At 64.2% G+C, this 19,558-nt stretch carries 15 protein-coding genes; 8 read left to right on the plus strand and 7 right to left on the minus strand.

What is annotated here, in order from left to right; genetic code table 11:
• Positions 1-207: 207 nt before the first annotated feature.
• On the minus strand, positions 208-1,134 hold the full coding sequence (locus ACF8C6_RS07370) for a LysR family transcriptional regulator (protein WP_392498672.1): 927 nt from the start codon (positions 1,132-1,134) through the stop codon (positions 208-210).
• Between the two features lie 143 nt (positions 1,135-1,277).
• On the opposite strand from ACF8C6_RS07370, the gene ACF8C6_RS07375 reads away from it, so the two are divergent.
• Positions 1,278-2,507, plus strand: a complete 1,230-nt coding sequence (locus ACF8C6_RS07375) for an acyl-CoA dehydrogenase (RefSeq protein WP_392498673.1) — start codon at positions 1,278-1,280, stop codon at positions 2,505-2,507.
• Between the two features lie 46 nt (positions 2,508-2,553).
• Here ACF8C6_RS07375 and ACF8C6_RS07380 read toward each other — a convergent pair whose 3' ends face one another.
• From ACF8C6_RS07380 to xthA, 4 genes are all read right to left on the minus strand, one after another.
• Positions 2,554-2,721 carry a hypothetical protein gene (locus ACF8C6_RS07380; RefSeq protein WP_392498674.1) on the minus strand — a complete coding sequence of 56 codons (168 nt, stop codon included), beginning with the start codon at positions 2,719-2,721 and terminating at the stop codon, positions 2,554-2,556.
• A 95-nt stretch (positions 2,722-2,816) separates the two neighbouring features.
• Complete coding sequence (locus ACF8C6_RS07385) at positions 2,817-4,184, minus strand: substrate-binding domain-containing protein (protein ID WP_392498676.1); 1,368 nt, start codon at positions 4,182-4,184, stop codon at positions 2,817-2,819.
• A gap of 151 nt (positions 4,185-4,335) precedes the next feature.
• Positions 4,336-5,628 (minus strand): diguanylate cyclase, encoded by a 1,293-nt coding sequence (locus ACF8C6_RS07390; RefSeq protein ID WP_392498677.1) that lies wholly within the window; start codon positions 5,626-5,628, stop codon positions 4,336-4,338.
• Between the two features lie 206 nt (positions 5,629-5,834).
• Positions 5,835-6,647, minus strand: coding sequence for an exodeoxyribonuclease III (gene xthA / locus ACF8C6_RS07395; protein ID WP_392498678.1), 813 nt, complete (start codon positions 6,645-6,647; stop codon positions 5,835-5,837).
• 135 nt (positions 6,648-6,782) lie between these two features.
• Between xthA and ACF8C6_RS07400 the strand changes: the two genes are divergently transcribed.
• The 6 genes from ACF8C6_RS07400 to ACF8C6_RS07425 all read left to right on the plus strand — a co-directional run bounded on the left by ACF8C6_RS07400 (position 6,783) and on the right by ACF8C6_RS07425 (position 17,141).
• Positions 6,783-7,424, plus strand: coding sequence for a GNAT family N-acetyltransferase (locus tag ACF8C6_RS07400; RefSeq protein WP_392498679.1), 642 nt, complete (start codon positions 6,783-6,785; stop codon positions 7,422-7,424).
• A gap of 102 nt (positions 7,425-7,526) precedes the next feature.
• Positions 7,527-8,027 (plus strand): thiol peroxidase, encoded by a 501-nt coding sequence (tpx, locus tag ACF8C6_RS07405; RefSeq protein WP_392498680.1) that lies wholly within the window; start codon positions 7,527-7,529, stop codon positions 8,025-8,027.
• A gap of 163 nt (positions 8,028-8,190) precedes the next feature.
• Complete coding sequence (locus ACF8C6_RS07410) at positions 8,191-9,396, plus strand: MdtA/MuxA family multidrug efflux RND transporter periplasmic adaptor subunit (protein WP_392498681.1); 1,206 nt, start codon at positions 8,191-8,193, stop codon at positions 9,394-9,396.
• Complete coding sequence (locus ACF8C6_RS07415; protein ID WP_392498682.1) at positions 9,393-12,485, plus strand: MdtB/MuxB family multidrug efflux RND transporter permease subunit; 3,093 nt, start codon at positions 9,393-9,395, stop codon at positions 12,483-12,485. The genes ACF8C6_RS07410 and ACF8C6_RS07415 overlap by 4 nt, the downstream gene beginning before the upstream one ends.
• Positions 12,486-12,591: 106 nt before the next feature.
• Complete coding sequence (locus ACF8C6_RS07420; protein ID WP_392498683.1) at positions 12,592-15,699, plus strand: multidrug efflux RND transporter permease subunit; 3,108 nt, start codon at positions 12,592-12,594, stop codon at positions 15,697-15,699.
• Positions 15,696-17,141, plus strand: a complete 1,446-nt coding sequence (locus ACF8C6_RS07425; RefSeq protein WP_392498684.1) for an efflux transporter outer membrane subunit — start codon at positions 15,696-15,698, stop codon at positions 17,139-17,141. Before ACF8C6_RS07420 ends, ACF8C6_RS07425 begins: the two co-directional genes overlap by 4 nt.
• A gap of 3 nt (positions 17,142-17,144) precedes the next feature.
• On the opposite strand, the gene ACF8C6_RS07430 is transcribed toward ACF8C6_RS07425, so the two are convergent.
• Together ACF8C6_RS07430 and ACF8C6_RS07435 are read right to left on the minus strand one after the other, a co-directional pair.
• Positions 17,145-17,594 (minus strand): nuclear transport factor 2 family protein, encoded by a 450-nt coding sequence (locus ACF8C6_RS07430; protein WP_392498685.1) that lies wholly within the window; start codon positions 17,592-17,594, stop codon positions 17,145-17,147.
• 261 nt (positions 17,595-17,855) lie between these two features.
• Entirely contained in the window at positions 17,856-18,743 is an 888-nt protein-coding gene (locus ACF8C6_RS07435; protein WP_392498686.1) for a LysR substrate-binding domain-containing protein, read from the minus strand.
• A gap of 130 nt (positions 18,744-18,873) precedes the next feature.
• Here ACF8C6_RS07435 and ACF8C6_RS07440 point away from each other — a divergent pair, with 130 nt between their 5' ends.
• Positions 18,874-19,320 (plus strand): PACE efflux transporter, encoded by a 447-nt coding sequence (locus ACF8C6_RS07440; protein WP_392498699.1) that lies wholly within the window; start codon positions 18,874-18,876, stop codon positions 19,318-19,320.
• Positions 19,321-19,558 lie beyond the last annotated feature (238 nt).

Genomic DNA, 19,558 nt, shown 5'->3' on the forward strand with positions numbered 1-19,558 from the left:
TATGATTTTATGGGAGCGGCCTCAGCCGCAAATGGAATTAGCAAAGGCATCGCGGCTGAAGCCGCTCCCACAGGCAGGTCGTAGGGTGGGTGAAACCCGCGGGCGGTATGACATTGGCGCGGGTTTCACCCGCCCTACGCGCTTCCACAGGCAGAAACAAAGAGCCCCGCGATTGCGGGGCTTTCTATTCAATGGGTTAGCGGATGCTTATGAGGTTTTACTTTCAGTCTCGGCGCGGGTGACCTGCTGGGAAATCTCGATGATTTGCTCACGCATCCAGCGGTTGGCCGGGTCCTGATCGGTACTTTCATGCCAGTACAGGTGGGTCTCCAGGGCCGGTACGTCATTCACTGGCAACGGTACCTGGTGCAGGCCATGGCGGCGGGCGAAGCGCTCGGGCACGGTCATGGCCATGTCGGTGTTCATCAGGATGCTGCTGGCCATCAGGTAGTGTTGCGAGCGTAGGGTGACCTTGCGCTGCAGCCCCATCTTGCCCAGCGACAGGTCAACGTAGCCGAGGCCGCTGCGGCGGCTGGAGATCTGGATATGGGTCAGCGACAGGTATTCGTCCAGGCTCAGCTTGTCCTTGGCCAGCGGATGGCCGGGGCGCATGGCACAGATGTAGCGATCCTCCATCAGCTTGACGTGGCGTACCTGTGGGTCGGTGTTGAGCGGCGCATCCACGGCGAAATCCAGGCGGCCGGCGGCCAGCTCCTTGGTGGTTTCGCGGCGCTTGGCCAGGAAGCTCTCGACCTGCACCATCGGCGCCAGACGCTTGAGCCGCTGGAACAGCGGCGGCAGGATCACCGTCTCGGTGAGGTCGGTCATGCTGATGCGGTAGGTCTTGTTGGCCTGCTGCGGGTTGAACGAACGACTTTCCTGCACGGAAACGCGCAGCAGCTGCAGGGCGTTGCGCACCGGGCCGATGATGTTCTGTGCCATTGGCGTGGGCACCATGCCCTGGGCGGTGCGCACGAACAGCGGGTCGTTGAAGGTCTCGCGCAGGCGCGACAGGGCGTTGGACACCGCCGGCTGGGTGATGCCGACGATCTGTCCGGCGCGGGTCAGATTGGCTTCGGTGTAGATGGCATCGAAGACGATGAAGAGGTTGAGGTCTACCTTGTTCAAGTTCATGGCCAGCTCCGTCGATTCGATGCCAAATCAAGCTTCATCGCATATTGCTTATGAATGTTGATAAGGCAGGAAAATAGCTTAGATAAATCGTGGGTGCTGTTCTAGCATCATTTCCACATCGAAGCCAACCACAAGGTATTCCCATGGATTTCGCTTACTCCCCCAAGGTGCAGGAACTGCGTGAGCGCGTTACGGCGTTCATGGAGGCTTATGTCTATCCGGCCGAAGCCGTGTTCGAAGAGCAGGTCAACGAAGGTGACCGCTGGCAGCCGACCGCGATCATGGAGGAGTTGAAGGCCAAGGCCAAAGCCGAAGGTCTGTGGAACCTGTTCCTGCCGGAGTCCGACTACGGCGCTGGCCTGACCAACATGGAATACGCGCCGCTGGCCGAGATCATGGGCCGCTCGCTGATCGGTGCCGAGCCGTTCAACTGCTCCGCGCCGGACACCGGCAACATGGAAACCCTGGTGCGCTACGCCAGCGAAGCGCAGAAGAAAGAATGGTTGGAGCCGCTGCTCTCCGGCGAAATTCGTTCCGCCTTCGCCATGACCGAGCCAGGCGTGGCTTCGTCCGATGCCACCAACATGCAGGCCAATGCCGTGCGTGACGGTGACGAGTGGGTGATCAATGGCCGCAAGTGGTGGACCTCCGGCGCCTGCGACCCGCGCTGCAAGATCATGATCTTCATGGGCCTGACCAACCCGGACGCGCCGCGCCACCAGCAGCACTCGATGATCCTGGTACCCACCGATACCCCCGGCGTGAAGATTCTCCGCCCGCTGCCGGTGTTCGGCTACGACGATGCCCCGCACGGCCACGCCGAAGTCGTCTTCGAGAACGTCCGCGTGCCCTATGAGAATGTGCTGCTGGGCGAGGGCCGCGGCTTCGAGATCGCCCAGGGTCGCCTCGGCCCAGGCCGTATCCACCACTGCATGCGTTCCATCGGCATGGCCGAGCGTGCGCTGGAGCTGATGTGCAAGCGTGCCGCCAGCCGCACCGCCTTTGGCAAGCCGCTGGCGCGCCTGGGTGGCAACATCGACCACATCGCCAACTCGCGCATCGAGATCAACCAGGCCCGTCTGCTGACCCTCAACGCGGCGTACATGATGGACACCGTGGGCAACAAGATCGCCGCCAGCGAGATTGCCCAGATCAAGGTGGTAGCACCGAACGTCGCGCTCAACGTGATCGACCGTGCCATCCAGATTCACGGCGGCGCCGGCGTCTCCAACGACTTCCCGCTGGCCTACTGGTATGCCATGCAGCGCACCTTGCGCCTGGCCGATGGGCCGGATGAAGTGCACCGTGCAGCCATCGGCAAGTACGAGATCGGCAAGTACGTGCCGCGTGAGGCGATGAAAGCCAGCCGCTGATTCGCGGCTTGAATGCACAAGGCCCGCATCAGCGGGCCTTGTCGTTTCAGCGCTGCTGGTTTGGCTGTGCCTGTTGTTGCAGCCATTCGAAGCGCTGATGCAGCTGGGCGGCGAAGGCGCGCGCGGCCAGTTCCTCGTGAAAACTCAGTTTGCGCCGGCCGAGGCTCACCAGCCATTTGCCGTTGCGCTGCTCGATCCGGACATCAGCTATCACAGGTGGCCTCGCAGGCGGTTGAGTAATCCGTCCGCAGAGGCTAGCTGCTTTGCATAGCCTGGCCAAGCATGCATGGCCAGGTGTACATGCGCGTGTCAGTACACCCAGACCTCAACACGGCGGTTCTTCATGCGGCCTTCGTCACCGCTGTTGGCAGCCACCGGCATCTGTTCGCCCATGCCCGTGATCTCGCGGAATATCACGCCTCCTTTGGAAAGATCCCGGCGTACCGCCATGGCGCGTAGCTTGGACAGCAGCGCGGCGCGTTCGGGATCGTTCTTCGGGTCGCCGAAGCCGACCAGCACGACCTTGTGGCTGAGTTTGTCGTGACGCTTGAGGTAGTCGAGTACGCGCTCGATATCACGCTGCGCCTTGTTGTCGAGGCTGGCGCTGCCTTCCTGGAAGCGGAAATTGACCGACAGCCGCTGAGCCTCATCGGCCAGCTGGCGATAGTCCAGCGGCATCGTTGTATTGGCCTGGACTTTTACCGCCTGCACCGTCTGTGCGATGAAACCGCTCTTCTCGACGATGGCCTGACCAGCAGGGCTGTGGGCGAACTGCACCAACGACTTTACCCACTCGTTGGGTGTGCCGGGCGGATTGTAGAGAAACAGGCGGCGCGACAGCGGGTAGTCCTCGGTCGCGATCAGCGTGGTGCTTGGCGGCATTGGCTGGGAGTTGCCATCGGCGATGGCCAGTGCCTTGCTCTGGCGTACATACGGTAGGCCGATGAAGCCGATACCGCCAGGATCCTGGCTCACCAGGTCGGACAGCTGGTCGCTGGACTCGAAGCGCTTTGCTGTGGGCGCCAGGCTCTTGTCGTGGGCGGCCAGTACCAGTTCCTTGAAAGTGTCGTAGGTGCCGGACTTGTCATCCCGTGCATAGAGCGTGATGGCGCCTGGTGCGCCGCCCAGTTGCGACCAGTCGCGTACTTCGCCGGAAAAGGCCTTGGCCAGTTGTTCAGTGGTCAGTGAAGCCAGTGGGTTCTGCGGATTGACGATAATGGCCAGGCCGTCGATGGCAATGACTTGCTCGGCATCGGCACCCTTCAGATCGCCCAGGCTCTGCAGGGCGGAGGCCTCGCTGTCCTTGATCGGGCGCGAGGAGGCCGCCAGGTCGGCGCTGCCATCCTGCAGGGCGACAAAACCGGTGCCGGAACCGTGGGCGGCGACGCTGACCTGCAGGGTGCGTCCCAGCTGGTCTTCGGCCTGCACCAGCTGCTCGTTCTCGGCGCCGGCGGACACGATGCGGACATTGCTGAAGCCCTGGCTCTGGAACAGGCCGCTGATCAACGCCGGGCCTAGCTTGGCGCCGATGGTGTTGGAGCCCTGGATGCGCATCAGCGTGGTGGGTTCGGCGGCGAACACCGACCAGGGCAGGGCGTAAAAGATGAAACCGAGGATGAGCCAGGTGATGGCCTGGCTCCAGAGAGGGCGATCGCTGACAGGCAGGGCGCACGACATGAAAACAGACACCTTATTCCGTGGGTGAGCTGGTGTGCCGGGGGCACACGTTCAGGTGCGCGCAGAATAAGAACGAATGGTTACGGAAAGATGACGAAGCGCAGCGAGAAGCCCTTGCCAGAGCTGTAGGCGCTTTTCCTTCGAGATTGGTTCAGGCCGTTTCCGTCCTGGCCTGTTCGTCCGAGGCATATTGGTGGATGACAACCCGATTGCGCCCCGATTCCTTGGCCTGGTACAGGGCACGATCGGCGCTCAGCAGCAGCTCGTCGATGTCGGCAGGCGGCTGCAAGGCCACAACTGCACCGATGCTGACAGTGGAGTGTATATGCTGGCCGTCCTCCAGGCTGATCGAGGCATTGGCGTAGTCCGCACGGATGCGCTCGGCAATCGCCTGAACCTCGTTGTGCGAGCAGCCCGGCAGCAGCAGGGCAAATTCCTCTCCTCCCAGGCGAGCCAGGGCGTCTCCGTCGCGCAGGCCTTGACTGGCGAGGCGGGCGAAGGCTTTCAGCACCAGATCACCCGCAGCGTGGCCATGGGTGTCGTTGATGCGCTTGAAATGGTCGATGTCGAACATCAACAGCGCTAGCGGTCGATTGGGGGATAGTTGCCTGGCCTGCTCATAGAAAGCCCAACGATTGAGCAGGCCACTGAGTTGGTCATGCGACGCCATGTACTGCATACGTTGCAGCAACTGGTTGCGCACAGCCATGACGCTGGCCACCGTCAATGGCGCGAAAGCCAACAAGGTGATGCCGAGACGCAAGGAGAGCAGCACGGGGTGTGAGTTCATATCGAACGGCGCTAGCGGAATGCCCACGACAGCCAGCACGACGAGCAAAGTGCTGGTGAAGGCAAACGTCAGCAAGGCCGTGGTGAAAACGCTATAGCTCAATGCACACCACAGCAGCGCCGGAACGGGGAAGGCCAGTGCGCCGGGGCCGCCCACCATCAGGCAGAGCACACCGAATATCACCAGGCTGACAGCAGGCAGGGCATGCAACAGCCGCTGCCTGGGCGTGAGCAGCGTCTGCCTCCGGTCTTTCAGGCGCTCGGGCCAGTCCGGCATGGTCAGCAGCACCGGCAATATCGCGATGTAGTTGACCAGTTCGGTGACGAACCAGAACGTCAGGCCCGAGAAAGGCGTGCCACCAAACAGCAGGGGGTCGATGACTGCGCCAACCAGCCCGGATGCCAGGGAGGCAAGCGTGACCGCCAGCGCCAGGTAGGGCACCGAGAGCGGGCTGCTCAGGTGGCGGTGTTCCGCACTGAGGCGCGACAACAGCAGATAGGCGCTGACGACCCCGGCCATGTTGGCCAGCGTGAGCATCAGGGTCTGGAGGGGCGCACCGCCGGTGATGCTGTCGGCAATCACATAGGCCGCTACGCCACCCAACCAGCCCGCGGGCCGGGCAAGCTGCGGGTAACGCACCAGCAGGCCAAGCAACAAAGCATTGGCGGGCCAGATGGTCGCCAGGTGGCCCAGCGGGCGGGTGGCGATCCCCAGTAGGCAGGCTGTCAGAACCAGCAGGCAGACCAGGCCGGCGATTTTCAGGTCAGATGACCAGGCTTGTCTGCTAGTGGCGCTCTCCAAGATCTACTCCATCTGGCCTGGCCAGTCACTTCACTTCCTGCCAGGAACTGGCTCAGCGCTTAGTCTAGCTCCAACCAGATCGGCGCATGATCGGAGGGTTTCTCCATGCCGCGTAGTTCGTAGTCGATGCCGGCGTCCTTGAAGCGCGCCTGCAGCGGCTGGCTGGCGAGGATCACGTCGATGCGCAGACCGCGCTTGGGCTCGTCCTCGAAGCCGCGGCTGCGGTAGTCGAACCAGCTGAAACGGTCGTTCACCATAGGGTGGAGATGGCGGAAGCTGTCCACCAAGCCCCAGCCCTTGAGGGTGGCCAGCCACTCGCGCTCTTCCGGGAGGAAGCTGCATTTGCCGGTCTTCAGCCAGCGCAGACGGTTGGGCTCGCCGATCCCGATGTCGCAGTCCTCGGGGGAAATGTTGATGTCGCCCATTACCACCAGCGCCTGGCTCGGATCGAAGCGCTCGACCAGCAGCTGCTGCAGGTCGGCATAAAAACGCTGTTTGGCGGGGAACTTGACCGGATGGTCGCGGCTTTCGCCTTGGGGGAAGTAGCCGTTCATCACCGTCACCGGGTTGCCCTGGGCATCGGCGAAGGTGCCATAGATAAAGCGGCGCTGCGCATCCTCTTCGTCACCGGGAAAACCCTTGTGGATTTCCAGCGGCTTCTCCCGCGAGAGCAGGGCGACGCCGTAATGGCCCTTCTGGCCGTGGTAGTGGACGTGGTAGCCAAGGGCCTCGACGTCTGCGATGGGGAACTGCGGGTCGTCGACCTTGGTTTCCTGCAGGCCAATCACATCCGGCTGATGTTTTTCGACCAATGCCTGCAGTTGGTGAGGACGCGCGCGCAGGCCATTGATATTGAAAGAAACGATCTTCATGGGAGGCACCTGCGGCAGATAAAGAGGCGATGCTAGCCCAGCTGAGGAGGTGACGGCCAGCGCCTGGCGAGGGCTGGGAGGCAATGCTAACGTGGCAGTTGACCCGTAAAGCCCTATAAAAAAGAGGTCAGCCTGATGCCTAATCGCACCGCCGAAGTTCGTCTGCTGGACCATGGCTACAGCCGTGAAGCCCGTTCGTTGCTGTATCACGCCTACCGTCATGATCCGACCTTCGCCTATCTGTTCGAGAGCGAACGCCCCGGCTTCGACCAGCGTGTGCGTGCCACCGTGCGCGAGTTGGTGCAGCAGCACTTTGCCGAAGAACTGCCCGCCATTGGCTTGCTGATTGAAGAGCGTCTGGTGGGCATCGCTCTGATCGCGCCGCCGGTACGCCGCCTGGACATCACCGAGAGTTGGGCCTGGCGCCTGCGCATGCTGATGACCACCGGTTTTCGCTGCACCAAACGCTACCTGGAATACCACGACGCGGTGCTGGCCTGTCTGCCGCCAGGCCCCTATCACGTACTGCCACTGCTCGGCGTACACCCGCAGTTTCAGGGCCAGAGCCTGGGAGAACAGTTGCTTACCGCCCTGCATGACTGGTGCGCGGCCGATTCCAGCTCTCAGGGCATCGTGCTGGATACCGGCAACCCGCATTACCTGGCGTTCTATCAGCGCCAGGGCTACGAGGAAATCGGCGAGGTGGCAGTGGGGCCGATCCGCGAACATGTGTTCTTCCATCCCAATCCACAACCTGCGAGGCAGGCCAGCGCCTGAGTAAAACTGGGCATTGCCGTCGCAGCACCGGGCGGTCACACTGGCGGGCATTTCCCCGCTGGGTGCCGTGACCCTGGCATCAACACATAGAAGGAACTCGCAATGGCTCAAGTAACCCTCAAGGGCAATCCGGTAAAAGTCGATGGCCAGCTGCCGCAGGCTGGTCAACAGGCTCCTGCCTTCAGCCTGGTTGCCAACAACCTCTCCGACGTGACCCTGGCCAGCCTGGCCGGCAAGCGCAAAGTGCTGAACATCTTCCCCAGCGTCGATACCCCGACCTGCGCCACCTCGGTGCGCAAGTTCAACGGTGAAGCCGCGGCTCTGGCCAATACCGTCGTGCTGTGCATCTCCGCTGACCTGCCGTTTGCTCAGGCACGGTTCTGCGGCGCCGAAGGCCTGAGCAATGTCGTCAACCTGTCGACCATGCGTGGCGCCGACTTCCTCAAGGCCTATGGCGTGGCCATCGCAGATGGCCCGCTGGCGGGTGTTGCAGCCCGTGCCGTGGTGGTGCTGGACGAGAACGACAAGGTGCTGCACAGCGAGCTGGTCGGTGAAATCGCCGACGAGCCCGACTACGCCGCCGCCCTGGCAGCATTGAAGTAACCGCTCGCGCGGTAGCCAACGGCCTGCCTGGAGCAGGCCGTTGTCGTTTCTAAATTCTCAACTTCTTGTTACGTCAAATAAGGGTAAATAGGCGGTAAAGACCCTTTGCCTGGTTGCTGGGAGTACTTATCGTTCACCCTCCCCAGGAAAGTGATGCCGTACCATGCCTGATACCCGTGTTGCTCCGCGCATTCCCCGTCTCTGGTTGATTCTGCTGGCCCTCGCGCTCGGCGCTGTGCTGTTGTGGTGGCTGCTGTCCGACGACTCCGACGCCGAGACCAAGCAGCCGTATGGTCCCTGGGACGGCCCGGTGCCGGTGCGTCTGACCGAGGCCACCCGTGGCGACTTCAACATCGAACTCAAGGCCCTCGGCACGGTGACCGCGCTGAATACGGTGAACGTGCGCCCGCGGGTGGACGGCCAGCTGCTCAAGGTGCTGTTCGAGGAAGGGCAACAGGTCAAGGCCGGCGACGTGCTGGCGCAGATCGACCCGCGGCCCTACCAGGTGGCGCTGCAGCAGGCCGAAGGCACCCTGGCGCAGAACCTGGCGCAGCTGAAGAATGCCGAGATCGACCTGGCCCGCTATCAGGGGCTGTACGCCGAGGACAGCATCGCCAAGCAGACCCTGGATACCCAGCTGGCGCTGGTCGGCCAGTACCGCGGCACGGTGAAGAGCAATCAGGCGGCGGTGGCTGATGCCCGACTGAACCTCGACTTCACCCAGGTTCGCGCGCCGATTGCCGGGCGCCTCGGCCTGCGCCAGGTGGACGTTGGCAACCTGATCAGCAGCGCCGATACCACACCGCTGGTGGTGATCACCCAGGTCGAGCCGATCGCAGTCAACTTCACCCTGCCGGAAAAGGATCTGCCGCCGGTGCTGGCCAAGGTGCGCGACGGCCAGCAATTGCGGGTGCAGGCCTGGGACCGTAACGAGCGTGAGCTGCTCGGCGAGGGTGTGTTGCACAGCCTGGACAACCAGATCGACGTGGCCACCGGTACCGTCAGGCTCAAGGCGCGCTTCGGCAATGCCGACGAGCGCCTGTTTCCCAATCAGTTCGTCAACGTGCGCCTGCGGGTGGAAACCCTGCAGCAGGCCACGCTGATTCCTTCCGCCGCCGTGCAGTACGGCTCGCGCGGCACCTTCCTGTTCGTGCTCGGCCAGGACGACAAGGTGCAGATCCGCGATATCCAGCTCGGCGCCAGCGATGGTGCCGTGAGCCTGGTGACCGCCGGCATCGAGGAGGGCGAGCGGCTGGTGCTGGAGGGCACCGACAAGCTCAAGGAAGGTAGCGCGGTGCAGGTGATCAGCGAAGAGCCGGGCGCCCCGGCCCAGCCCGAAACCCAGGCTGCACAGAAGCAGGGCGCATGAACACCTCGCGCCTGTTCATCCTGCGCCCGGTTGCCACCACGCTGCTGATGGTGGCGATCTTCTTCACCGGCCTGATTGCCTACCGCCTGCTGCCGGTGTCGGCACTGCCGGAGGTGGATTACCCGACCATTCGCGTGCTGACCCTGTATCCCGGGGCCAGCCCGCAGGTGACCACCAGTTCGGTGACCGCGCCGCTGGAGCGCCAGTTCGGGCAGATGCCGGGGTTGCAGCAGATGTCTTCGTCCAGTTCCGGCGGCGCCTCGGTCATCACCCTGCGTTTCAGCCTGGATGTGGATCTGGAAGTCGCCGAGCAGGAAGTGCAGGCGGCCATCAACGCGGCCAGTAATCTGTTGCCCAGCGACCTGCCGGCGCCGCCGGTGTACAACAAGGTCAACCCGGCGGATACGCCGGTGCTGACCCTGGCGATTCGCTCCGACACGCTACCGCTGACCGAGGTGCATGACCTGATCGACACGCGCATGGCGCAGAAGATCGCCCAGATCAGTGGTGTCGGCCTGGTCAGCCTGGCCGGTGGCCAGCGCCCGGCCGTACGCATCAAGGTCAATCCCGAGGCGCTCGCCAGCCACGGCCTCAACCTGGACGACGTGCGCACGCTGATCACCGCGCAGAACGTCAACCAGCCCAAGGGCAACTTCGACGGCCCGACCCGTGTCTCTCAGTTGGATGCCAACGACCAGCTCAAGTCGGCCGACGAGTACCGCGGCCTGATCCTCAAGTACGAGAACGGTGCGGCCCTGCGCCTACAGGATGTCGCCACGGTGGTCGACGGCGCCGAGAACGAGCGCCTGGCCGCCTGGGCCGATCGCAATGAGACGGTGCTGCTGACCATCCAGCGCCAGCCCGGTGCCAACGTCATCGAGGTGGTCGACCGCATCCAGGCGCTGTTGCCACAGATCACGGCCGGGCTGCCGGCGAGTCTCGAGGTGCAGGTGCTCACCGACCGCACCCAGACCATCCGCGCGGCGGTCAGGGACGTACAGTTCGAGCTGGTCCTGGCCATCGGCCTGGTGGTGCTGGTGACCTTCCTGTTCCTGCGCAAGTTCTCCGCCACCGTGATTCCGTCCATCGCCGTGCCGCTGTCGCTGATCGGCACCTTCGGCGTGATGTACCTGGCCGGCTTCTCGATCAACAACCTGACCCTGATGGCGCTGACCATCGCCACCGGTTTCGTGGTGGACGATGCCATCGTCATGCTGGAAAACATCGCGCGCCACCTGGAGGAGGGCGAGACGCCGCTGAACGCCGCCCTGAAAGGCGCCAAGCAGATCGGTTTCACCCTGATCTCGTTGACCTTCTCGCTGATCGCCGTGCTGATCCCTCTGTTGTTCATGGAAGACGTGGTGGGCCGGCTGTTTCGCGAGTTCGCCATCACCCTGGCTGTGGCCATCCTGATTTCCCTGGTGGTGTCGCTGACCCTGACGCCGATGATGTGCGCGCGCCTGCTCAAGGCCGAGAAGGAAGAGGAACAGGGGCGCTTCTACAAGACAGCGGGCGCCTTTATCGACGGTTTGATCGCGCGCTACGCCGTGGGCCTGACCTGGACCCTGCGCCACCAGGGCCTGACCCTGCTGGTGGCCATCGGCACCCTGGCGTTGACCGTGCTGCTGTACCTCGCGGTGCCCAAGGGCTTCTTCCCGGTGCAGGACACCGGCGTGATCCAGGGCATCTCCGAGGCGCCGCAGTCGATCTCGTTCAAGGCCATGAGCGAACGTCAGCAGCGCCTGGCCGAAGTGATCCTGCGCGACCCGGACGTGGCCAGCCTGTCCTCCTATATCGGCGTGGATGGCGACAACCCGACGCTGAACAGCGGGCGCCTGCTGATCAACCTCAAGCCGCATGCCGAGCGCGACGTGACCGCCAGCGAGGTGATCGAGCGCCTGCGCCCCGAGCTGGCCAAGGTGCCGGGCATCGCCCTGTACCTGCAGCCGGTGCAGGACCTGACCATCGAGGATCGGGTCAGCCGTACCCAGTTCCAGTTCAGCCTGGAGTCACCGGACAGTGAGTTGCTGGAAACCTGGACGCCGAAGCTGATCGCCGCGCTGGGTGAGCGCCCGGAGCTGCAGGACGTGGCCAGTGACCTGCAGAACCGCGGCCTGCAGGTGTTCCTCGATATCGATCGCGACGCCGCGGCGCGTCTGGGCGTGAGCGTCGCGGATATCGATGACGCACTGTACGACGCCTTTGGCCAGCGGCAAATTTCCACCATCTTCACCCAGGCCAGCCAGTACCGCGTGGTGCTGGAAAGCGCCGGTGCCGGTGAGATCGGGCCCGCTGCGCTGCGCCGTATCCATGTCGCCACCCGCAGCGGCGAGCAGGTGCCGCTGGTCTCGCTGGCGCGCATCGAAGAGCGTCCGGCCACGCTGCTGGTCAACCACATCGGCCAGTTCCCGGCGGTCACCGTGTCGTTCAACCTGGCGCCCGGCGTGTCCCTGGGCGAGGCCGTGGCGGTGATCGAACAGGTGCAGCGCGACATCGGTCTGCCGGTGGCCATCCAGAGCCACTTCCAGGGCGCGGCCGAAGCCTTCCGCGCGTCGCTGAGTTCGACCCTGCTGCTGATCCTGGCGGCCATCGTCACCATGTACATCGTGCTGGGCGTGCTCTACGAGAGCTATATCCACCCGATCACGATTCTCTCGACGCTGCCCTCGGCTGGCGTGGGGGCGCTGCTGGCGCTGCTGCTGACCGGTAACGACCTGGGGCTGATTGCCATCATCGGCATCATCCTGTTGATCGGCATCGTCAAGAAGAACGCCATCATGATGATCGACTTCGCCCTGGAGGCCGAGCGTCAACAGGGTATGGCGCCGCAGGAGGCCATCTACCAGGCGGCGCTGCTACGCTTCCGGCCGATCCTGATGACCACCCTGGCCGCGCTGTTCGGTGCCATTCCGCTGATGCTGGCCTCGGGCTCCGGTGCCGAGCTGCGCCAGCCGCTGGGCCTGGTGATGGTCGGCGGTCTGTTGCTCAGTCAGGTGCTGACCCTGTTCACCACGCCGGTGATCTACCTGGCCTTCGACCGCCTCTCGCGACGCCTGCTGGGGCGCAGCGCGGCGGGGGTGGTGGCGTGAGCGGGAAGGCCTTTTGTGGAAGCGGCTTAAGCCGCGATAGCTTGTTCGTGCCTGCATCGCGGCTGAAGCGGGTTGCCGCCCAGCCGCTCCCACAGAGGCAGCGTGCATGAACCTCTCCGCGCCCTTTATCCGTCGCCCGGTGGCGACCCTGCTGCTCAGCCTGGCCATCGTCCTGCTGGGCCTGGTGAGCTTTCGCCTGCTGTCGGTGGCGCCGCTGCCGAACATGGACTTCCCGGCCATCGTGGTACGCGCCACTTTGCCCGGCGCCAGCCCGCAGACCATGGCCTCCAGCGTGGCCACGCCGCTGGAACGTTCGCTCGGCACCATCGCCGGGATCAGCGAGATGACCAGCCGCAGCAGCCAGGGCAGCACGCAGATCGTCATCCTGTTCAACATCGGCCGCAATGTCGACGCGGCCGCGCGTGAGGTGCAGGCGGCGATCAATGCCGCGCGCAACCTGCTGCCCAGCGGCATGCGCACCATGCCGACCTACAAGAAGTTCAACCCGTCGCAGGCGCCGATCATGGTGCTGTCGCTCACCTCGCCGCTGCTGGACAAGAGCCAGCTGTACGACCTGGGCTCCACGGTAATCGCGCAGAAACTGGCGCAGGTGCAGGGCGTTGGCGAGATCCAGATCGGCGGCAGCTCGCTGCCCGCGGTGCGGGTGGAGCTGGAGCCGCGTCTGCTCGACCAGTACGGCGTGGCCCTGGATGAGGTGCGCAGCGCGATCGACGCGGCCAACCGCGACCGTCCCAAGGGCGATGTGGCCGACGCGGACCGCCAGTGGCAGATCCAGGCCAACGACCAGATGAAGAAGGCCGCGCAGTACCAGGACCTGATCATCCGCTACCAGAACAACGCGGCCGTGCGTCTCGGCGACGTGGCCACGGTGCGCGACTCGGTGGAGAACCGCTACAACGCCGGTTTCTATAACGATGAGAAAGCCGTGTTGCTGGTGGTCAACCGCCAGCCTGGCGCCAATATCATCCAGACCATCGAGGATATCCGCGCCGAGCTGCCCGCGCTGGAGGCGTTGATGCCGGCCAGCGCCAAGTTGGAGGTGGCGATGGACCGCTCGCCGGTGATTCGTGCCAGCCTGCACGAGGCCGAACGCACGCTGCTGATCGCGGTCGGCCTGGTGATCCTGGTGGTGTTCCTGTTTCTCGGTCGCTGGCGTGCCGCGCTGATCCCGGCGCTGGCGGTGCCGGTGTCGCTCGTCGGCACCTTCGCCGTCATGTACTTGCTGGACTTCTCCTTGAACAACCTGTCGCTGATGGCGCTGATCATCTCCACCGGCCTGGTGGTGGACGACGCCATCGTCGTGCTGGAGAACATTTCGCGGCACATCGAGGCCGGCGAGAAGCCGCTGGCAGCGGCCTTCAAGGGCACCCAGGAAGTCGGCTTCACCTTGCTGTCGATGAACCTGTCGCTGGTCGCGGTGTTCCTCTCCATCCTCTTCATGGGGGGCATCGTCGGCACCCTGTTCCGCGAGTTCGCCATCACCCTGACCGCGGCGATCCTGATCTCCATGGCGGTCTCGCTGACCCTTACGCCGATGCTCTGCGCCCGCTGGCTCAAGGCCGAAGGGCAGGAGCGCGAACCGGGACGGGTGGCACAGTGGGCTGCACGGGTGCAGAAGCGCGTGCTGGCCGCCTACGGCCGTGGCCTGGACTGGGCGCTGCGCCATTCGCGGCTGACCCTGTTCAGCCTGCTGCTGACCATCATCGGCAACGTCTACCTGTTCGTCGTGGTACCCAAGACCTTCATGCCCGAACAGGACACCGGCCAGCTGATCGGCTTCGTACGGGGGGACGACGGCCTGTCATTCCAGCGTATGCAGCCGAAGATGGAGGCCTTTCGCAAGGGGCTGCTCAAGGACCCTGCCATCCACAGCGTGGCGGGCTTCATCGGTGGCGAGAGCGGCATCAACAACGCCTTTCTGGTGATCCGCCTGAAGCCGATTGCCGAGCGCGAGCAGTCGTCCAGGGAGGTGATCGACCGGCTCCGGGCCGAGATGCCCAAGGTGCCGGGCGCGCGGCTGATGCTGATGGCCGACCAGGACCTGCAGTTCGGCGGCCGCCAGGGGCGCAGTTCGGACAACGAATACGTGCTGCTGGCCAGCGAGTTGGACCTGCTCAAGACCTGGCTGCCCAAGGTGCGCGATGCCCTGGCCAGACTGCCCGAGCTGACCGACATCGACGCCAACGAAGGCGAGGGCGCCCAGCAGATCACCCTGGTAGTGGACCGTGCCACCGCGCAGCGCCTCGGCGTAGACATGGCGATGATCAGCAGCGTGCTCAATAACGCCTTCAGCCAGCGGCAGATCTCCACCATCTACGAGAGTCTCAACCAGTACAGCGTGGTGATGGAGATCAACCCCAGGTACGCCCAGTACCCGGAGGCGCTGGATCAGATTCAGGTGATCAGCGAGAGCGGCGAGCGCATACCGCTATCCGGTTTCGCTCGCTGGGAGCGCAGCCTGGAGGAAGACCGGGTCAACCACCAGGGGCAGTTCGCCGCCGAGAGCATCGGCTACTCGCTGGCGCCGGGCGTGACCCAGGAACAGGCCACCGAGGCGATTCGCCGGGCGGTGGCCGAAGTCAACCTGCCGACCGAAGTACAGGGCATGCTCGGTGGCACCGGCGGCCAATTCGAGAAGGAAGCCCAGGGCCAGCCGCTGATGATCCTGCTGGCCCTGCTGGTGGTGTACATCGTGCTGGGCATCCTCTACGAGAGTTACATCCACCCGCTGACCATTCTGTCTACCTTGCCCTCGGCCGGGGTCGGCGCATTACTGGCGATCCTGCTCACCGGTGGTCAGTTCAGCCTGATCTCGCTGCTCGGCCTGTTCCTGCTGATCGGCGTGGTAAAGAAGAACGCCATCCTGATGATCGACCTGGCTCTGGAGCTGGAGCGCGAACAGAAGCTCAGCCCGCAGGAATCGATCCGCGAGGCCTGCCTGCTGCGCTTCCGCCCGATCATGATGACCACCCTGGCCGCCATGCTCGGCGCACTGCCGTTGCTGCTGGGCCAGGCCGAAGGCGCCGAGATGCGCAGCCCGCTGGGCCTGGCCATCGTCGGCGGCCTGGTGCTCAGCCAGTTGCTCACGCTGTTCACCACGCCTGTGGTCTACCTCTATCTCGACCGTCTGCGCCACCGGGTCAACCGCTGGCGTGGCGTACGCAGCGACGCCGCTCTGGAAACCCCGCTATGACTCGCTCCTATCTCACGCCCATCGCTTTTGCTGTTCTGTTGGCCGGTTGCGCCGTCGGCCCTGACTACCAACGCCCGGACAGCGCGCCTTCGGCCGCGTTCAAGCAGGCCGCGGGCTGGAAAGCCGCAGCGCCGGCCGATACCGCGCTGCGCGGCGACTGGTGGACGCTATACGGCGACGCCGAGCTGGATGCGCTGGTCGAGCGCCTGAATGCCAATAATCAGAGCCTGGCCAGTGCCGAGGCTCAGTATCGTCAGGCCAAGGCCCTGGTGCGTGGTGCGCGTGCGGCCTTCTTTCCCAGTGTTGGTCTGAATACCGGCGTCACCCGCGCGGGGCAGGGCGGTGGTGACAGTACCATCGGCACCACGGGTGGAGTGAGCGTCAGCGGTGGTGGCACCTCGACCGTCTCCAAGAGCTATGAAGCCAGCCTCGGCGTGAGCTGGGAGCTGGACCTGTGGGGCAAGCTGCGCCGCCAGCTGGAGTCCGAGCGTGCCGGCCTCGATGCCAGCGCTGCCGACCTGGCCGCCGTGCGCCTCAGCCAGCAGTCCGAACTGGTGCAGAACTACCTGCAGCTACGGGTGCTGGATCAGCAGAAGCGCCTGCTCGACGAAACCGTGGCCGCCTACAAGGAGGCTTACCGCATCGCCGAGAATCAGTACAAGGCCGGCATCGTGCCCAAGTCCGATGTCACCCAGGGGCTGACCCAGCTCAAGGGCACCGAAGCCGAAGCGGTCGATCTGGAGTACCAGCGCGCCCAGCTGGAGCATGCCATCGCCGTACTGGTGGGCGTGGCACCGTCCGAGTTCGAGTTGCCGCCAAGTCAGGATATTCCTGCGCTGCCCAGTGTGCCGGTGAGCCTGCCCTCGACGTTGCTGGAGCGGCGCCCTGATGTGGCGGCGGCCGAGCGCCGAGTGATCGCCGCCAACGCCGAGATCGGTGTGGCCGAGGCCGCTTACTACCCCGAGCTGAACCTGTCTGCCACTGGCGGCTACCGTAGCGGCGGCCTGGACGACTGGATCAGTACGCCGAACCGCTTCTGGTCCATCGGCCCCGCCTTCGCTCTCAACCTGTTCGATGGCGGCCTGATTCGCTCTCGCGTCGAACAGGCCGAGGCCAGTTATGACCAGACCGTGGCCGATTACCGGCAGACGGTGTTGAACAGTTTCCGTGAAGTGGAGGACTACCTGGTGCAGCTGGCTGTGCTGGAGCGCGAGGCCGTGGTGCAGCAGGAGGCGCTGGACGCCGCCCGCGAATCCTTGCGCCTGCTGCTCAACCAGTACAAGGCCGGCACCGTGGAATTCACCGACGTGGTCAACGTGCAAACCAGCGCGCTGTCCAACGAGCGCACCCGCCTGACCCTGCAGGGCAGCCGCCTGACCGCCAGCGTGCAGTTGATCGCAGCGCTGGGGGGTGGCTGGCAGCCCGAGGCGCCAGCCGAGTGATACCTACTGTTTGATCTGCGCCTCGATGCGGGTGATCTTCGGCTCGCCGTCGATCAGGCGCAGGGTGGCGGTTTCCTGCATGCCGGCGTTCATCTCATGGCCCCGCATGCTCATGGTTTCCGTGGTGGTGTCTTTCACCGTCGCACTCTGGCCGTCGGCGGCGATGTCGATCTGCTCGATCTCCACGGCCATGCTGTAGCTGTCCAGCCCGCCCCAACCCTGTTGCAGGAGTTGCCGGTACTTGGCGGCATCCAGCTCGATGCTGCCCTTGGCGGCGGAAATCCTGATGGTCACGTCATCGCTCATCAGCCCCAGCACGCCGTCGATATTGCGCTGCGAGGCGGCAACGGTCATCTCGTCGTAGAGGGCGCGGATGCTGTCTTCCGTCAGCGCGGAATCGGCATGGACCAGAGGGGCGAACAGGCAGAACAGGGACAGCGCGAGCTTTTTCATGAGTCATCCTTGTGCGGCGGCCTTCGGGCTGAAGGCAGGGTTCGATCCTAACGGCACGGGGCGGGGTAGTGAAGGCGGTTGGCCTAAGTGCTGATATGGCAGCAGCCCCTGGCTAAGAAACGACCCAGTGCTGCCAGCCTGTTGGCGACCGGGGTTCTGTTTTGTTCGGCTTTGTAAATCGCGGCTGAAGCCGCTCCCACGGTGCTCTTTGGCAGTGCACAGCTGGCTCTTGTGGGAGCGGCTTCAGCCGCGAAAAAGCCTTCACGCCAGACTTTCAGCACATTCCTCCTGCAACCAGTCGAGCAGCGCCCGAACTGCCGGCTGCCGCTCGCGGCCCGGTACGCACAACGCGAGATAGCGGGCACCGGGTAGGCGGATGTCTTCGCGGTAAGGACACAGCAGGCCGTTGGCAAGGCTGTCGGAGACCAGTACCGAGCTGGCCAGGGCCAGACCCTGGCCGGAAATGGCGGCCTGCAAGGCGTAGTGTTCGTCCGGGTAGTCACGGCAGGTCGCGCTGGCCGCCCAGGGCTCGTTTGCCTGTGCGGCCCAACTCTGCCAAGACGGCAGCCCGGACAATGGCGCCTCCCAACCGACACCGATCAATTCCGCACCCTCTGGCAGGCGTTCCAGCAGCTGCGGCGAGGCATAGGCGGCGAAGTGTTCTTCCAGCAGTGCAAGCTGGTACAGCTCGGGGTACTCGCCAAGACCGCAGCGGATCACCAGGTCGATGCTGGCGTCGCGCTGCAGGTCGACAAGCTCGTGGCTGGTCTCGATACGTACGCGGATGCCTGGGTGGCGCCTGTAGAAGCGTCCCAGCCGGGGGATCAGCCAGAGAGCAGCGAAGGCCGGCATGGTGCTCAGGCTGATGCACTGCTCGCCGGCTTGCGGGCGCAAGGCGGCCAGGCTGTGGTCGATGTCCAGCAAGGCACCGTGCAGATTACGGCGCAACTTCTCGCCAGTCTCAGTCAGGCGTACGCCACGCCCGAGGCGCTCGAACAGCAACACGCCTAGCCATTGTTCCAGGCTGCGGATCTGGTGGGACACCGCCGTGGGGGTGACGCTGAGTTCCAGCGCGGCTTCGCGAAAGCTGGCCAGGCGCGCCGCCGATTCGAAGGTACGCAGTGCGGTGAGAGGCAGGCGGGCAAACATGCAGATCTTCCTGATGGGTGAATTCAATTCATCCTGGCGAACTATAGGTCATTTGTCCCTGATTCTCGGCAAACATAGAGTAAGCGCCTATGCAGGGCCACTTCGGTGCTGCTGTGAGGAGATCAATGTGATGCAAGGGGCAAAGAGAAAGGTGACACAGGCTGTGCTCTATGAGCTGGTCGCCGTTTTGTTCGTGGCGCCCGCCATGGCATTTGCCTTTGACAAGGGGCTCGCGCATTCCGGTGCGCTGGCACTGCTGCTGTCGCTACTGGCGCTGAGCTGGAACATGCTATTCAACAGCCTGTTCGAGTACTGGGAGGCGAGGCAGAAGGAGCGCGCCCGTACCTTCGGCCGGCGACTGTTGCATGCACTGGGCTTCGAGGGTGGTCTGACACTGCTGCTGGTGCCGGTGATGGCCTGGTGGCTGGAGATCAGCTGGTGGCAGGCGCTGGTCGCCGATATTGGTCTGTTGGCGTTTTTCTTCTTCTACGCCTTTGCCTTCCAGTGGGCGTTTGATCTGGTCTTCGGTGTGCCGGAGTCGGCGCGCGATGGCGTGCCGTGCGCCTGCAGCGGCTGAGAGCCGATCAGCTCAGTTGCTGCAGCATGTCCGCCAGCACGCCATCGCGGATCTGTCTGAGTCGGCACAGTTCGCCGGCGCTCAAGCCCTGTTGCAGCGCCACATCCATGCGGCTCGTCCACCTGCGCAACACCTCCACTCGGCCTACTGACGGGGGATTCGGGCTCCGAGGTGCCTGGGAGATTGTCGTTGTGCATCACCGCTATTCTGTAGGAGGGGCCTTGGCCGCGACGCAGGC

Source organism: Pseudomonas sp. zbq_18, from assembly GCF_043102245.1.
Taxonomy (GTDB): Bacteria; Pseudomonadota; Gammaproteobacteria; order Pseudomonadales; family Pseudomonadaceae; genus Aquipseudomonas.